Genomic DNA, 13359 nt, shown 5'->3' on the forward strand with positions numbered 1-13359 from the left:
GCGCGGTGCGGGGGTCCTAGAAGACGGTGAGCCCCCTGCGGCGGAACACGTCGCGGATGGCCTCGACTTCCTCGGGCGAGGGGGGCTTTACGCCATCCAGGTCGTAGGGCAGACCGATCTTCTTCCACTTGTCGGCCCCCATGTTGTGGAAGGGCAGGACCTCGACGCGCTCAACGTTGCTGGTCCACCGGCCGACGATGTCGGCGACGTTCTCCACGTTTTCCGGCGCGTCCGTCAGCCCGGGTACCACGACGAAGCGGATCCACACCTTCTTTCCGGCCGCGTTCAGGCGGTTGCCGAACTCGACCGTCGGGCGCAGCTCGCGGGCGGTGACGCGCTTGTAGGTGGACTCGTCGCCGGACTTGACGTCGAGGAGGAAGAGGTCGATGTTCTCCAGATCCTCCTCGGTCAGGCGCGCCCCGAGGTACCCGGAGGTGTCCACCGCGGTGCGCACCCCCGCGTCGTGCACCAGCTTGAGCAGCCGGCGCGTGAACGCGATCTGAAACAGCGGTTCGCCGCCGGAAAGTGTCAGGCCGCCCCCGGTGGCGTCGAAGACCCTCTTGTAGCGGATGACGCGCTTGGCGACATCCTCCACCCGCTCCAGGGTGCCCTCCTTCATGTCCATGGTGTCCGGGTTGTGGCAGTACTTGCAGCGCAACGGGCACCCGGACAGGAAGATGGTCATGCGCGTCCCCGGGCCGTCGACGGCCGTGACCAGCTCCCACGAGTGGACGAGCCCGATGTCACCCGTGCGCCGGGCCTCCAGCAGCTCCGGCCGGGTGATCTCGAGATCGTCCGTGGACAGGCCACCGAGACCCGCCGCGACACCGCGGTGCCTTTCACCGTGCTCGGGCTGGACAATGACCAATCCGGTTGTGCCGTCCTGCGCCATGCGCGTGGCACCGCCTCTCTGTGGGTTGCTGGTCTGTGGGTTGCTCGGTGGGTCCGCGCGAGTTTACGCGCCCTGGTGGAAGGTGCGCGAAATGACGTCGCGCTGCTGCTCTTTCGTCAGTTTGACGAAGTTCACGGCGTAGCCGGAAACACGGACGGTGAGGTTGGGGTAGTTCTCCGGGTGCTCCATCGCGTCCTCGAGGGTGGACTCATCGAGGACGTTGATGTTGGCGTGGTAGAGGCCGGAGTCCATGTGGTGCTCGGCGCGGGAGGCGCGCATGGCGGTGAGGCGGTCGTCGAAAGATTGTGCGGACATGTTGGTTACTCCTTGATTGTGGTGGGTGGGTTATGCGTTCTGGGTGATGGCGTCGGCGTTGTCCATGATGAAGCCGGCGTCGAGGACACCGACCAAGTTCACCACCTGCTCGTCCTTGGTGCGGCCGAGGCCGGACGGAGTGATGGTGTTCGTCAGCGAGATTCCGTCGAGGGCATCGTTGTAGTCGAGCTTGCCCACGGAGAGCATGGAGGCGACCATGCCGTGGCTGTCCGTCCCGTTCTCGGGGTTGGCGCCCGGCGCAAAGGGAGTTCCGGCCTTGTGCCCGGAGGGGAATGAGCCGGTGGCCTTGCCGTAGACCACGTTGGAGGTGATGGTCAGCACCGACTGGGTCGGAATGGCGTCGCGGTACATCGGTATGGACTTGATCTTCTCCATGATGGTGTGGACGATCGTCGCGGCGATGTCGTCGGCGCGGTCGTCGTCGTTGCCGTAGAAGGGGAAGTCACCCTCGGTGATGTAGTCCACGACCAGCCCCGTCTCGTCCCGCACCGGTGTGACGGTGGCGTACTTGATGGCGGAGAGGGAGTCCGCCACGATGGACAGGCCTGCGATGCCGCAACCCATGGTGCGCACGATGTCGGAGTCGTGCAGCGCCATCTCGATGGACTCGTAGGCGTACTTGTCGTGGCTGTAGTGGATGATGTTGAGCGCCTCGACGTAGGTCCCGATGACCCAGTCGAGCATGAGCTCGTACTTCTCCCACACCTCGTCGAAGTCGAGCGGCCCGTCGCCCTCGATGGGGGTGTGGCCCTGCGTGACCTGCTTGCCGGTCACCTCGTCGCGGCCGCCGTTGATGGCGTAGAGCAGGGACTTCGCGGCGTTGACGCGGGCGCCGAAGAACTGCATCTGCTTGCCCACCTTCATGGGGGACACGCAGCACGCGATGGCGGCGTCGTCGCCCCACTTGTCCCGGATCTGCTTGTCCGACTCGTACTGCAGCGAGGAGGTCTCGATAGAGATCGCGGCGCAGAATTCCTTGTACCCCTCGGGAAGGGTCGGGTCCCAGAAGATCGTGATGTTGGGCTCGGGGGCCGGGCCGAGGTTGCGCAGCGTCTGCAGCAGGCGGAAGGACGTCTTGGTCACCTGGTGGCGCCCGTCCTCGGAGAAACCGGCGTCGGACCAGGTGGCCCAGTACGGGTCACCGGAGAAAATTTGGTCGTAGTCCTCGGTGCGCAGGAACCGGACGATGCGCAGCTTGATGATCAGCGCGTCGATGATCTCCTGCGCGTCGGTCTCCGTCAGTTCACCGCGGGCGAGGTCCCGCTCGAAGTAGATGTCGAAGAAGGGGGAGAGACGCCCGATGGACATGGCGGCACCGTCCTGGCTCTTCACCGACGCGAGGTAGCCGAAGTAGGTCCACTGCACGGCCTCGCGCGCGGTCCGCGCGGGCCCCGAGATGTCGAACCCGTAGGACTCGGCCATCCTCTTCAGCTTCTTCAGCGCCTTGATCTGCTCGGAGTGTTCCTCGCGGTAACGCGCCCAGTGCTCCGAGAAGGGCTGGTCAATGTGGGCATCCTTGGCGGCCTGCTTTTCGGCGATGAGCTTGTCGACGCCGTACAGCGCCACGCGCCGGTAATCGCCGATAATGCGCCCGCGGCCGTACGCGTCGGGCAGGCCGGTGATGATGTGGGAGGAGCGCGCCGCGCGGATGCGGGGCGTGTAGATGTCGAAGACGGCGTCGTTGTGGGTCTTCCGGTAGGTGGTGTAGACCTTCTTGATCTCCGGGTTGATCTCCTTGCCTGCCTCCTTGATGGCCTGCTCCACCATCCGCCAGCCGCCGTTGGGCATCATGGCGCGCTTGGTCGGGACGTCGGTCTGCAGGCCCACGATGACGTCGTCGTCCGGGGAGATGTAGCCCGCCGGGAAGGCGTCGATGTCGGCCGGGGTGTTGGTATCGACATCGTAGACGCGGCGCTCGCGCTCCACCGACAGGTAGGTGGAGTCGAGGTGGTTCCACAGGTCGCGCGTCTTCTGCGTCGGCCCGGAGAGGAAGGAGGCGTCGCCGTCGTAGGGCGTGTAATTGCGCTGGATGAAGTCGCGGACGTTGATCGAGTCCATCCAGGGGCCGGGGGTGAAACCCTCCCAGGCATCCCGGGCCTCGGGCGCCTGCTGGCGCGGTGTGTCCGTGTCTGTTTCTGTCACTGGGTGTGTCGTCCTTTCCACTTTGAGAATCCGGAAGTGGCGGGCACCCGGCGGGCGGGTGACCCAACTTTTCTCGCAGTCAGAACCCCGCGGGAACGGGAAGGTGACAACCACTTCTCCTCCCAGTGTAGGACTGTGGTTTTCCATCTGCCAGGCGGGCGGGCACGCGAAAACCCGGCTCCGGGGTCCGGAACCGGGTTGGGGCGGGGGACTAGTTCTCGCCGTTGGTGTCGCGGGTCTCGTCGAGGGTGCGGGACTCGTCGGCGGAGAGCTTGCCCAGCTTCTCCAGGGCCGTGCGGCCGTGCATCTGCTGCAGGGTGGTGGCCAGGTTGTAGCGCTTCGGGCTGAGCGCGTTGAGGGTCCACGTGAACATGGAGACGAGGCGGTTGCGGGCGCCAACCAGGAAGGACACGTGGACGAGGAGCCACATGACCCAGCCGAGGAAGCCGGCGATCTCGACCTTGCCCATCTTCACCACGGCGTTGAAGCGGGAGACGATGGCCATGGACCCCTTGTCGAAGTACTGGAAGGCATCGCGGTCGGCGGGAGCGACATCGTTCTCGACCTGCTCCTTGATGATCTTGCCCACATATTCACCGGACTGGATGGCCACCTGGGCCACACCGGGGAGACGGTCGCGGCTCATCATGTCGCCGATGACGAAGACGTTGGACTTGTCGCCCACGGTCAGGTCGGCGTTGACCGGGACCTTGCCGTTGCGCTCGGCCTCGACACCGACCTGCTCAGCAACGAGCTTGCCCAGCGGGGAGGCCTGGACGCCGGCGGACCAGATCTTGGTCTTGGACTCCAGGGTGGTTTCCTGGCCGGACTTGGTGTCCTTGTAGGTCACGGTGTCGGCATCCACGTTGGTCACCATCGCGTTGAGCACGACGGTGACGCCCTTCTTCTCCAGCTCGCGCTGCGCCTTCTTGCCGAGGCGCTTGCCGAAGGGGGGAAGCACCTGGGGGAGGCCGTCGATAAGCACGATCTTGGCCTGGGCGGGGACGAAGTTGGAGTACTGCCCGTCGAAGGAGCGGTGGGCCATCTCCGCGATCTGCCCGGCGAGCTCGACACCGGTGGGGCCCGCGCCGACGATGACGAAGGTGAGGTGGCGATCGCGCTCCTCGGCGGTCTCGGCCAGTTCGGCGCGCTCGAAGGCGGTGATGAGGCGGGCGCGGATCTCGAGGGCGTTGTCGAGCGTCTTCAGGCCGGGGGCGAACTCGGCGAACTGGTCGTTGCCGAAGTAGGACTGGCCCGCGCCGGCGGCGACGATGAGGGAGTCGTAGGCGAGCTCGCGCGAGTACTCGCCCTCGCTGAAGGCCACGGTCTGGGCGTCGACGTCGATGTCGGTGACGTTACCGCGCACGACGGAGACGTTGTCCTGGTCGGCGAGGATCTGGTGGACCGAGGTCGCGATCTCGCCGGTGGACAACAGGCCGGTGGCCACCTGGTAGAGAAGAGGCGCGAAGAGGTGGTGGTTCGTGCGGTTAACGAGAGTGATATCCACATCGGCGTCCGCCAGCTCGCGGGCCGCGAACATGCCGCCGAAACCGGCGCCGATGATCACTACATGGTGGCGGTTGCCCGCCGGGCGTACGGCCGAATCAGCCATGGATGTTGTCTCCTTGATCGTCAAGTACTAGATCTGCCGGGACCATCCTACGCCCCGGGTGGAAATCGTCTATTCCTGGCCCCGACGTGCCTCACCGACCCGCGGCCGGGCGGGGTTTATGGTGGTTGCGTGGTTTCTGCGCGCCTGTCCTCCCCGCACCTGACCGCCGTCGACGAGGCGGCGTGGCCCGGTGTGGCGACGGTGCCCTCGGGGTGGATGGCGGGTGTGAAGGCGCGGGCGGCGGAGAGGGCCTTCGCGAAGGCCTGCGCCCAGGCCGGCATCGAGCTGGATCCCGAAGCCGGGGCGGATGTCGTGGTGGAGCGCGCCGAGCTGTTTGCCCGGATCGGGGAGAGCGGCTGGGTGGGGCTCGCGGAGGGGTACATGGCGGGAGAGTGGTCGACGGGGAGCACGGATTCGCTTGTCGACGTCCTCGCGTCCCTCATCTCCGCCGGCTACCGCCCGCGGAACACGGCCAAGGCCGGGTTCGCCGAGAGTGCGGGGGGCGACGTGCCCCCGGAGCTGGTGCAGCACTACGCCGGTGACGGAATGAGCGCGTTCACCGGCCACTTCGCCACCGGCGTGCCCACGACGGAGCGCACACGGGTGAAGTCCTTTGCCCCGGGGGCGGGGAGGGGCAACAGGCCCGCCGCCCACTTCGTCGATGTGACCTCCATCGGCGCGCCCCTGGAGGCGGGACGCGAGGACCTCGCCCACGCGCAGCACCGAACGGTGGAGATGCTCCTCGACTCGAGCTCCGCCGGCCCCGGAACGCACCTGGTGGAGTACCCGGCCTCCGGCGGGGCGGTGGCCATCGAGGCTGCCCGGCGGCGCGCCACGGTGGACTGCATCACACCCGACCCCGGCACCGCCCGGGCCCTCGAGGAGAGGCTGACCCTCGCCGGGGTGCGCGACGCCGTCCGCGTTGAGCGCGACGCCGCAGCCGGCACGAGGCGGCGGGGCTACTACGACGCGGCAGTGTCGGTGGAGAAGCTCGAGACCCTCGCCCCGCGCGACAAAACCCGGTACCTGGCCATCCTGGGCAACCTGCTCGAGCCGGGAGGGCGCGCGGTCCTGCAGACTGTCACGCGGACGGGGGCCTACAACGCCGCCGCCGATGCCGCGGTGGAAAGCATGCGGGCCTATGTCTGGCCGGGCCTGAGCTTCTCGACGCCCGAGGAAATCGCCCGGATGATCGATCGCGGCACGGGCCTCCGCGTGATCGGGGAGACCCACGCCCCGGACCACCTCGCGGCGTCGCTGCGGCTGCAGCGCCTGACGTTTGACACGCATCTGCGGGAGGCGGCCGCGGACGGCTTCGACGTGGTGTATCGCCGCCTGTGGCAGTGGCAGTTCGCGTTACGCGAGGCGCTGGCGCGGTGCGCGATGACCGACCTGGTCCAGCTCACCTTCGCACCGCGCAGCCGGCACCGTTAGCCGGCGAAGAGGCTTTCCACGCCCTCGCGGTAGGTGGTGACGCGGAAATCCGGGAAGCGTGCGTTGAACTTTGATGTGTCGAAGATGTTGTTATCCCTGTACCGGGGGAGAAGCTCCCGTACTTCCCGCAGTGGTTGGGCGAACCGCCCACCGATTGTGAACACCGGCAACGGCAGGACGGTGTAGCCGATGGAGCGGCCGGTCACCTCCGAGGCGATGGCTACGAGCTCTGCGTAGGTCCTGCGTTGCGTGTCAATGGGCAGGTGCCACGTTTGACCGAAGGCGTCGTGGGTGTTGCCCAGCAGCGCCATGGCGCGCGATGCATCGGGGGTCCAGATGAGGGATCGCTTCGCATGCGCGTTGAGCGGCACGAAAGGCCGTTTGCCGCCGCGGATCCTGTCGAAGACCATCTGGTTGGTAAGGCTCTTCGTCTTGCCGGGGCCGTAGAACTCCGGGGCGCGGCAGATCATGGCCTCCAGTTCGCCCTTGCCCATGGCATCGAGGAGCATCGTCGCAAGGCGGGCGCGCACCCGCCCCTTGCGTCCGTTGGGCGCGAACGCGGTCTCCTCGGTCTGCGGCGTTGGGGTGCCGGGGTACATGTAGGTGTTGTCGAAGAAGACGAGCCGGGTGCCGTGCTCGGCGCACGCGTCGATGGCGTTGCGCATCATCGCGGGGAACTTTTCCTCCCACGCCCCGGAGTCCATGGGCAGTCCCGCTGTGAAGTAGGCGATGTCGCTGCCCGCGACGGCACGAGACGTGGCTGCCGCGTCCGTGAGATCGGCGGGCGCCAGCTCATCGGAGGTGTTGACCTTGGAGGGGTTGCGGCTGACCAAGCGCAGTTCCGGTGTAAACCGAGCGTGGATCTCCCGGGCGAGTTCGTCCGCAATGGGCCCGCCGGCTCCGAGGATGGTTTGCATAGGTAAGTCCTTTCGATTCTGGGTCTCCGAGCGTAGGCCCCGTTACCACCGGGTGCATTACGCTACCGTGGGCGGGAGTGCCCTTCGCGCGGCGCACCACCCAACAAAGGAGACGCCCAATGACCCTCATCACCGTGACAACCGACACCGGGGCCCTCAACCTCAACGTGGAAGAAAAGGGCGAGGGCCGTCCTGTGGTTCTGATCCACGGCTGGCCGCTCAACGCCCAATCATGGAAGGCGCAGGTGGAGGCCCTGACACCGAGCTACCGCGTCATCACCTACGATCGCCGCGGTTTCGGCTCGTCGGAGAAACCCGCCGACGGGTACAACTACGACACCCTCGCCAGCGACCTCCACGGTCTCCTCGAGGCCCGCGACCTGCGCGATGTCACGCTCGTGGGATTTTCCATGGGCGGCGGGGAAGTGGCCCGCTACATGTCCCGCTACGGCTCCGACCGCATCCACTCGGTGGTCTTCGCCGCGGCCGTCCCGCCGTACCTCGCCAAGATGCCGGACAACCCGGAGGGCCCGCTGGACCAGAAGACGGCGGTTAAAATGCGGGAGGGCCTCGAGAAGGACCGCGAAAAGTTCTTCGAGAGCTTTTCCAGGGAGTTCTTTTCCACGCCGAAACTCGCGGGCCTGGCCAGCAGCCTCAAGGTGAGTGAGGAGCAGCGGCAGGAGGCTGTCGCCCAAGCTCTCGAATCCGACCAGAAAGCCGCCCTCCAGTGCCTCGATGCCTTTGGCACGACCGATTTCCGAAGTGACCTCGGGGCCGTCACCGTCCCGGCCCTCGTCATCCACGGCGACGGTGACCAGACGGTTCCGTTCGAGGGATCCGGCAAGCGCACACACGAGGCGATCGAGGGAAGCCGCCTTGAGGTAATCAAGGATGCGCCCCACGGGCTGGCTGTGAGCCACGCCGGCGAGTTCAACAGGATCCTGCTGGATTTCCTGGAGAACTAGCGGGGCCGAGGTGCGGGGGGAGTGCGCCACGGCCGTTTACTTGACATAATGTACATTATCGGACAATTTCAGAAGATTCCGTTAATACCCATGGATTCTGCGCCCGGGCGCGACTCCACGATCGCGTCCACGACCTCAAGCGTCAAGCGGATCGCCTGGAGTGCGTCAACGCCACCGACGCTTACCGCTTCGTCGCCGAGCCCCTCAGTGAACACGTCGCAGAACCAGTCATCTCCGTCGCGGTACGGCTGACGCAACCCGACGGAGAATTCCCCGGAGCTGTCGCGGTAGGTCCGGCGGGCAATAATCTCCGTCCCCACCATCGTTTCCACCGATCCTTTTAGTAACGTGACGTATTAACGGCCCTAATTCGGGTCTGCTACTTCTTCTCGAGTTTCACCCTAATGTTGACCTCACCCTCGTCCGCGATCTTCGCCGCGACGAACTCGGGAGTTTCCACCCCGTAGTCCGCACGCTTGATCGGAATGGTGCCCGCGACGATGATGTCCTTGCCCGAGCGTGCGACATCGAACTGCTGGGTCACGCCGCGCGTCTGACCACGGATGGTGAGATCGCCCGTCAAATCGACGGGCGCGACGGTACCGTCGTCCGGCAGTGCCGAGACATCCGCGGGCTGCGTCAGCGTGAAGGTTGCGTCCGGGTACTCGTCGGTGGTGAGGATCTTGGTGCGGACGTTTTTGTCGCGGACATCGCTGTCCGTCGTCAGAGTGGACACGTCGACCTTGATGTCACCGGACTGCAGCGTGCCGCCGTCGATGACGACGGAGCCCGAAACGTTGCGCGTTGAACCCGATGTGACGCGACGCTCGGCCGGCAGGATTTCGAAGAAGGTGAATCCCGCCGAGGACTCGTTGGACCCCGGTTTCTTCGTCACCTCCCACGTGCCGTCGATATCCGTGGATGCCGCATGGAGCTTGGACGCGTCGATGCCCTCGGTCTTGACTCCGTGGCCGCCGGCGAAGAACGCCCGGGCAAGCGGGAAGAATGCGATACCCACCAATAGGACGATGGCCACCAGGACCGCGATAATGATCGGCCTGCGCGAGCGCTGGGGGCTGTCAACCGGTTTCACCTTATTTTCTCCAACTTCCTGGCAATCGTGACCAATTCGTCACAGAGGTGACGAATTTCCTCGGTGCTCGCGCCCTCGCCGTGAGCGGTGGCGATATCCTCCGCGGCGCACCGTAATTCAAACAGTCTATCGCTCATGGCGGCGGCTTTGTCGGGGTGAAGTATCACGGCGTTTTGCGGGATGGAGCTTCCCGCGACATTGTGGCGCTGTTCGTAGGCGCGCTGCTTGCACGAGTTCCCGCAGAAACGCCGCCTGCGCCCTCTTCCCTGCTGCTCGGGTAGCTCGGCCCCGCACCATTCACAGGTGCGGATCCCTGACGTTCCATAGCCCGACACGGGCTCATCCTAGTACAGGCGGCGGGAACAATTCGAGCCACGCGGGCGTTATACTGGAACGACTGGTTAACCGAGGGAAGGGATTCAACAGCATGGCTGATCGTGTTTTGCGCGGAAGTCGGATGGGCGCCGTGAGCTACGAGACTGACCGTGACCACGATCTCGCGCCGCGCCAGATGGCGAAGTACCGCACCCCGAGCGGTGAGATTTTCGACGTGCCCTTCGCCGACGACGCCGATATTCCCGGCGAGTGGATGTGCAAGAACGGGCAGGTCGGTGTCCTCATTGAGGGTGAGGGCGTCGAGGCCAAGCCCGTGAAGCCCCCGCGCACGCACTGGGACATGCTGCGGGAGCGCCGCACCATCGAGGAGCTTGATGTGCTCCTCGAGGAGCGCCTGGAGCAGCTGCGCAAGCGCCGCCGGACCGCCGCCCGCCTGGCCAAGGAACAGCAGGAAGCCCAGAAGAACGCCTAAGCGCGAGATAAAAGCCCGGATCCCCGCAGGGTCCGGGCTTTCGGCGTTCATGGAGGGACTACCGGGTGTGGCCGCCCACCTCGTGCTCACCGAGGCGCACTCCCTCGCGCACAAGTTCCACGGCCGCGTCCGCGGCGCGGGCAGCCTTGCGGGGCAGGTCCCCCGCGCCGGCGTGCCGGAGTTCGTAACCGGCCAGTTTGCCGCCCTCGGCGATCATGTTTATCACGAGCTCAGGCACCTCGCCGGCTCGGCGACGCAGCTTCCACAACCCGGAGTGGTCCACCTCGTAGCGCAGGAGCTTGCCCGCCTCCCTCGCCCCCTCGCGGACGAAGGTGGATTTCTTCTCCACTCCCCACTTGGTCACCTCGACGAGGGACTCACCCGCGAAGCTCGCGTCCAGCTTCGACTCGCCCAGCGTGCGGTCCTCGAAGGTGATGGGCACCTCGCGGACATCGAAACCCTGCTCGACCGCCTTGCGCGCGAGGTCGACCTGAAAGATGTAGCCCTTGCGGGACAGCGAACCCAGGTCGATCGTCTCGAGGACCTCGCGGCGGAAGGCGCGGTAGCCGGCGGTCATGTCGGCGACATCCTCACCCAGGGCGAGCGCGATGTAGCGGTTGCCCAGTTTGGAGAGCAGGTAACGGTTGCGGGGCCAGTTCTTCACTTCCCCACCCTTGACGTAGCGCGAGCCGATGACCAGGTCGGCACCTTGGGCGATCCCGTCGAGCAGCCGCCCGAGTTCTTCCGGGGCGTGGGAGCCGTCCGCGTCCATTTGGCAAATGACCTCGTACCCGCGGCCGAGGCCCCATTGGAAACCCTCGCGGTAGGCGGCGAGGAGCCCCTCCTTGCCGGCCCGGTGCACGACGTTGACCTCGGGATGGGCTGCAGCCAGCTCATCCGCCTTCGCACCGGTCCCGTCCGGGGAGTTGTCGTCGACGACCAGCAGATCCACCCCGGACTGGGCGGTGAGGACGCGGTCGACGATGAGTGGGAGGTTGTCCACCTCGTTGTAGGTCGGGATGATCACCAGGGTGGTGTTCGCCATGGGTGCTTCTCCTTTAATTCATGCGGTCACGGCGGGCGCGACGGAACCGCCGACCCACCCAGGACGTCTTCCTGGCAGCATACTCGCCTCCGAGCGCGGCCCACGCCATTGCAGCCACCCCGGCGGCAACCAGCGCCCACTCCAGGGCAGCGCCGTGGCGCACCGCCGGAGTGACCGAGTCCCGCAGGGGCAGCTCCTCCGTGATGCGCGCCGGCTCGAAGATGCCGGTACGCCGGGAGAGACTGCCGTCGGGGTGGATGATGGCCGACGACCCCGAGGTGGCCGCGACGACGACGGCGCGGTCCGTCTCGATGGCGCGCATCCGGCTCATGGCCATCTGCTGGTAGGTCATGTCGGTGAACCCGAAGGTGGCGTTGTTGGTCGGCGTCGCGAGGATCTGGGCCCCGGCATCCACCGCGCTGCGGTAGGCCGCGTCGACGGCAACTTCGTAACACGTGGCTATGCCAAGGGTTGTGCCCGCGATGTGCACCGTCCCGTCGCCCGTTCCGGGCTTGAAGTCCCCCGCCAGGTCCACATAGGACGAGAGGCGCCGGAAGAAGTCGCGCATCGGCATGTACTCCCCGAACGGCTGGAGGAACTTCTTGTGGTGGTAATCCCCCGTAGAACCGTCCGGGTTGAACACCACCATTGTGTTGCGCGGGCCCACTTCGTCGCGGGTGATGGTGCCCACCAGAACGGGAACACCGACCGCGTCCACGGCCTCGCGGACGAGCGCGGCGGCGTCGGAGTCCGTGAAGGGGTTGACATCCGAGGAATTCTCGGGCCAGACCACGAAGTCGGGCTTCATCCCGGAACTGGCCAGGCGCTCCGTCTCTCGGGTGTGGTTGGCCAGGACCGCGCGGCGTTGGGAGTTGAAGTCGAGCCCCATGCGGGGGACGTTGCCCTGCACAGCGGAAACCGTGGCGCGTCCCGTCTCGTGCTCGGCCCCCGGGGTCGACACGCCGGCGGCGAGTGAGAGAACCGCGGGCACCAGGGCGCACGCGAGTGCGGTGAGGCGCTGGGTGAGGCGTCGCGAAGCAAGGAGCGCGACCACCCCGCAGGCGGTGAAGGTGGCTGCGAGGGTGACGAGGGCGGGGCCTCCCCACGCGGCGAGGTGGCGCAGCGGGCCGTCGATCTGGCCCCACGCGAGGCGCACCCACGGAAACCCGCCGAAGGGAGCGCTGGAACGGAGAAACTCCCACGCGAGGTACACCAGCGGGAAGATCGCGAATCCGAATGGGCGCCGGGTGAGGAGCACCCCGAAAATCCCCACCGGTATGGAGTAGAGGGCGAGGAAAACCGCGAGGGCGATGTAGGGGGCCGCGCCCACGAACTCACCTATCCACGGCAGGAGGAACAGGTACAGGAACAGTGCGTGGGTGAAGCCGAGCAGTGCTCCCCATCCGGCGGTGGGCCGCGATGCCGGCGCAAACAGGCGCGTCCACTCCTCCGGCCACGGTGCGAGGGAGAAGAGGAACACCGCGACGCCCGCGATTCCCAGAACCCACAGGCCGTGGGGCTCATAGGAGTAGTAGACGAGCGCGCCCGATACGGCCGCGAGGGTGAAGCGGAGGAGCGCGGCCACCTAGCGCTTTCCCCCGGACTCGTCCCCGCGGTTCGGGCGGTCCTCATAGGTCGCGCTGTCCGCGCGGTACCACTGCTCGAGCTCGTCGGCATCGATGACCTGCGGGTCCCCCGCCCCGGTAAAGGAACCATAGGTGGTGCGGCGCTGCGCCATCGGCGTGGAGGAATACACGCGCATGCCGAAGCGCTCCACGGAGGCGCGGGCCCGGGCGGTGAGGCTGCGACGCATGAGGGAACGCGTCGGCGGGAAGATCATCAGCAGGCCCAGCGCGGAGGAGACGAACCCCGGCAGGATGCACAGGACCCAGCCCGTCATCAGGATGGCACTGTCGCCGGCGAGGTTGCCCAGCGATTCGCGGCCGCCGGCGGTGCGGCTCAGCGCATTGCGCAGCGAGACGTTCGCCGCCAGGCCGCCCAGGGCGGACAGCGCGAACACCGCAAAGAAGGCCCAGCCGATACCGATGAAATGGGCGACTCCGATGAAAGCGAGCACCTCGATGGCGAAGTACGCGAAAAGTACGAGCGGCATGC

Annotated in this window: 12 protein-coding genes and 2 pseudogenes; 3 read left to right on the forward strand and 11 right to left on the reverse strand. The window is 66.5% G+C overall.

Annotated elements, in window-relative coordinates; all coding sequences use genetic code 11:
* Positions 1-16: 16 nt before the first annotated feature.
* The 4 genes and pseudogenes from pflA to B3611_RS02765 all read right to left on the reverse strand — a co-directional run bounded on the left by pflA (position 17) and on the right by B3611_RS02765 (position 4982).
* Positions 17-892 (reverse strand): pyruvate formate-lyase-activating protein, encoded by an 876-nt coding sequence (gene pflA / locus B3611_RS02750; RefSeq protein ID WP_291313545.1) that lies wholly within the window; start codon positions 890-892, stop codon positions 17-19.
* A gap of 63 nt (positions 893-955) precedes the next feature.
* A pseudogene (gene grcA2 / locus B3611_RS10170) lies at positions 956-1549 on the reverse strand (autonomous glycyl radical cofactor GrcA2).
* A pseudogene (locus B3611_RS02760) lies at positions 1529-3517 on the reverse strand (pyruvate formate lyase family protein); the annotation flags it as partial. The pseudogenes B3611_RS02760 and grcA2, both read right to left, overlap by 21 nt.
* 64 nt (positions 3518-3581) lie before the next feature.
* Positions 3582-4982, reverse strand: a complete 1401-nt coding sequence (locus B3611_RS02765; protein WP_291313547.1) for an NAD(P)/FAD-dependent oxidoreductase — start codon at positions 4980-4982, stop codon at positions 3582-3584.
* Positions 4983-5111: 129 nt separating this feature from the next.
* Here B3611_RS02765 and B3611_RS02770 point away from each other — a divergent pair, with 129 nt between their 5' ends.
* Positions 5112-6416, forward strand: coding sequence for an SAM-dependent methyltransferase (locus tag B3611_RS02770; protein WP_291313548.1), 1305 nt, complete (start codon positions 5112-5114; stop codon positions 6414-6416).
* On the opposite strand, the gene B3611_RS02775 is transcribed toward B3611_RS02770, so the two are convergent.
* Entirely contained in the window at positions 6413-7333 is a 921-nt protein-coding gene (locus tag B3611_RS02775; RefSeq protein ID WP_291313549.1) for an NAD-dependent epimerase/dehydratase family protein, read from the reverse strand. The two genes, B3611_RS02770 and B3611_RS02775, sit on opposite strands and share 4 nt — an antisense overlap.
* Positions 7334-7452: 119 nt before the next feature.
* Between B3611_RS02775 and B3611_RS02780 the strand changes: the two genes are divergently transcribed.
* Entirely contained in the window at positions 7453-8298 is an 846-nt protein-coding gene (locus B3611_RS02780; RefSeq protein ID WP_291313550.1) for an alpha/beta fold hydrolase, read from the forward strand.
* Positions 8299-8366: 68 nt separating this feature from the next.
* Here the strand turns inward: B3611_RS02780 and B3611_RS02785 are convergent, their stop codons facing one another.
* Genes B3611_RS02785 through B3611_RS02795 form a run of 3 tightly spaced genes read right to left on the reverse strand, consistent with a single transcriptional unit; the run spans position 8367 to position 9726 of the window.
* Positions 8367-8621, reverse strand: a complete 255-nt coding sequence (locus B3611_RS02785) for a DUF6968 family protein (protein ID WP_414646295.1) — start codon at positions 8619-8621, stop codon at positions 8367-8369.
* A gap of 56 nt (positions 8622-8677) precedes the next feature.
* The gene (locus B3611_RS02790) at positions 8678-9391 is read right to left on the reverse strand and encodes a YceI family protein (RefSeq protein ID WP_291313552.1); all 714 of its coding nucleotides are present in this window, start codon (positions 9389-9391) and stop codon (positions 8678-8680) included.
* A complete protein-coding gene (locus tag B3611_RS02795) occupies positions 9388-9726 on the reverse strand; it encodes a hypothetical protein (protein WP_414646289.1) in 339 nt (112 codons plus the stop codon). The genes B3611_RS02790 and B3611_RS02795 overlap by 4 nt, the downstream gene beginning before the upstream one ends.
* A 92-nt stretch (positions 9727-9818) precedes the next feature.
* Here B3611_RS02795 and B3611_RS02800 point away from each other — a divergent pair, with 92 nt between their 5' ends.
* The gene (locus B3611_RS02800; RefSeq protein WP_291313553.1) at positions 9819-10199 is read left to right on the forward strand and encodes an RNA polymerase-binding protein RbpA; all 381 of its coding nucleotides are present in this window, start codon (positions 9819-9821) and stop codon (positions 10197-10199) included.
* Between the two features lie 58 nt (positions 10200-10257).
* Here B3611_RS02800 and B3611_RS02805 read toward each other — a convergent pair whose 3' ends face one another.
* Genes B3611_RS02805 through B3611_RS02815 form a run of 3 tightly spaced genes read right to left on the reverse strand, consistent with a single transcriptional unit; the run spans position 10258 to position 13357 of the window.
* The gene (locus B3611_RS02805; RefSeq protein ID WP_291313554.1) at positions 10258-11244 is read right to left on the reverse strand and encodes a polyprenol monophosphomannose synthase; all 987 of its coding nucleotides are present in this window, start codon (positions 11242-11244) and stop codon (positions 10258-10260) included.
* A gap of 13 nt (positions 11245-11257) precedes the next feature.
* Entirely contained in the window at positions 11258-12829 is a 1572-nt protein-coding gene (gene lnt / locus B3611_RS02810) for an apolipoprotein N-acyltransferase (RefSeq protein WP_291313555.1), read from the reverse strand.
* Positions 12830-13357, reverse strand: coding sequence for an FxsA family protein (locus B3611_RS02815; RefSeq protein WP_291313556.1), 528 nt, complete (start codon positions 13355-13357; stop codon positions 12830-12832).
* Positions 13358-13359: the final 2 nt, after the last annotated feature.

Origin of the sequence: Corynebacterium sp. UBA2622, assembly GCF_002339505.1 — a bacterium.
GTDB lineage: Bacteria > Actinomycetota > Actinomycetes > Mycobacteriales > Mycobacteriaceae > Corynebacterium.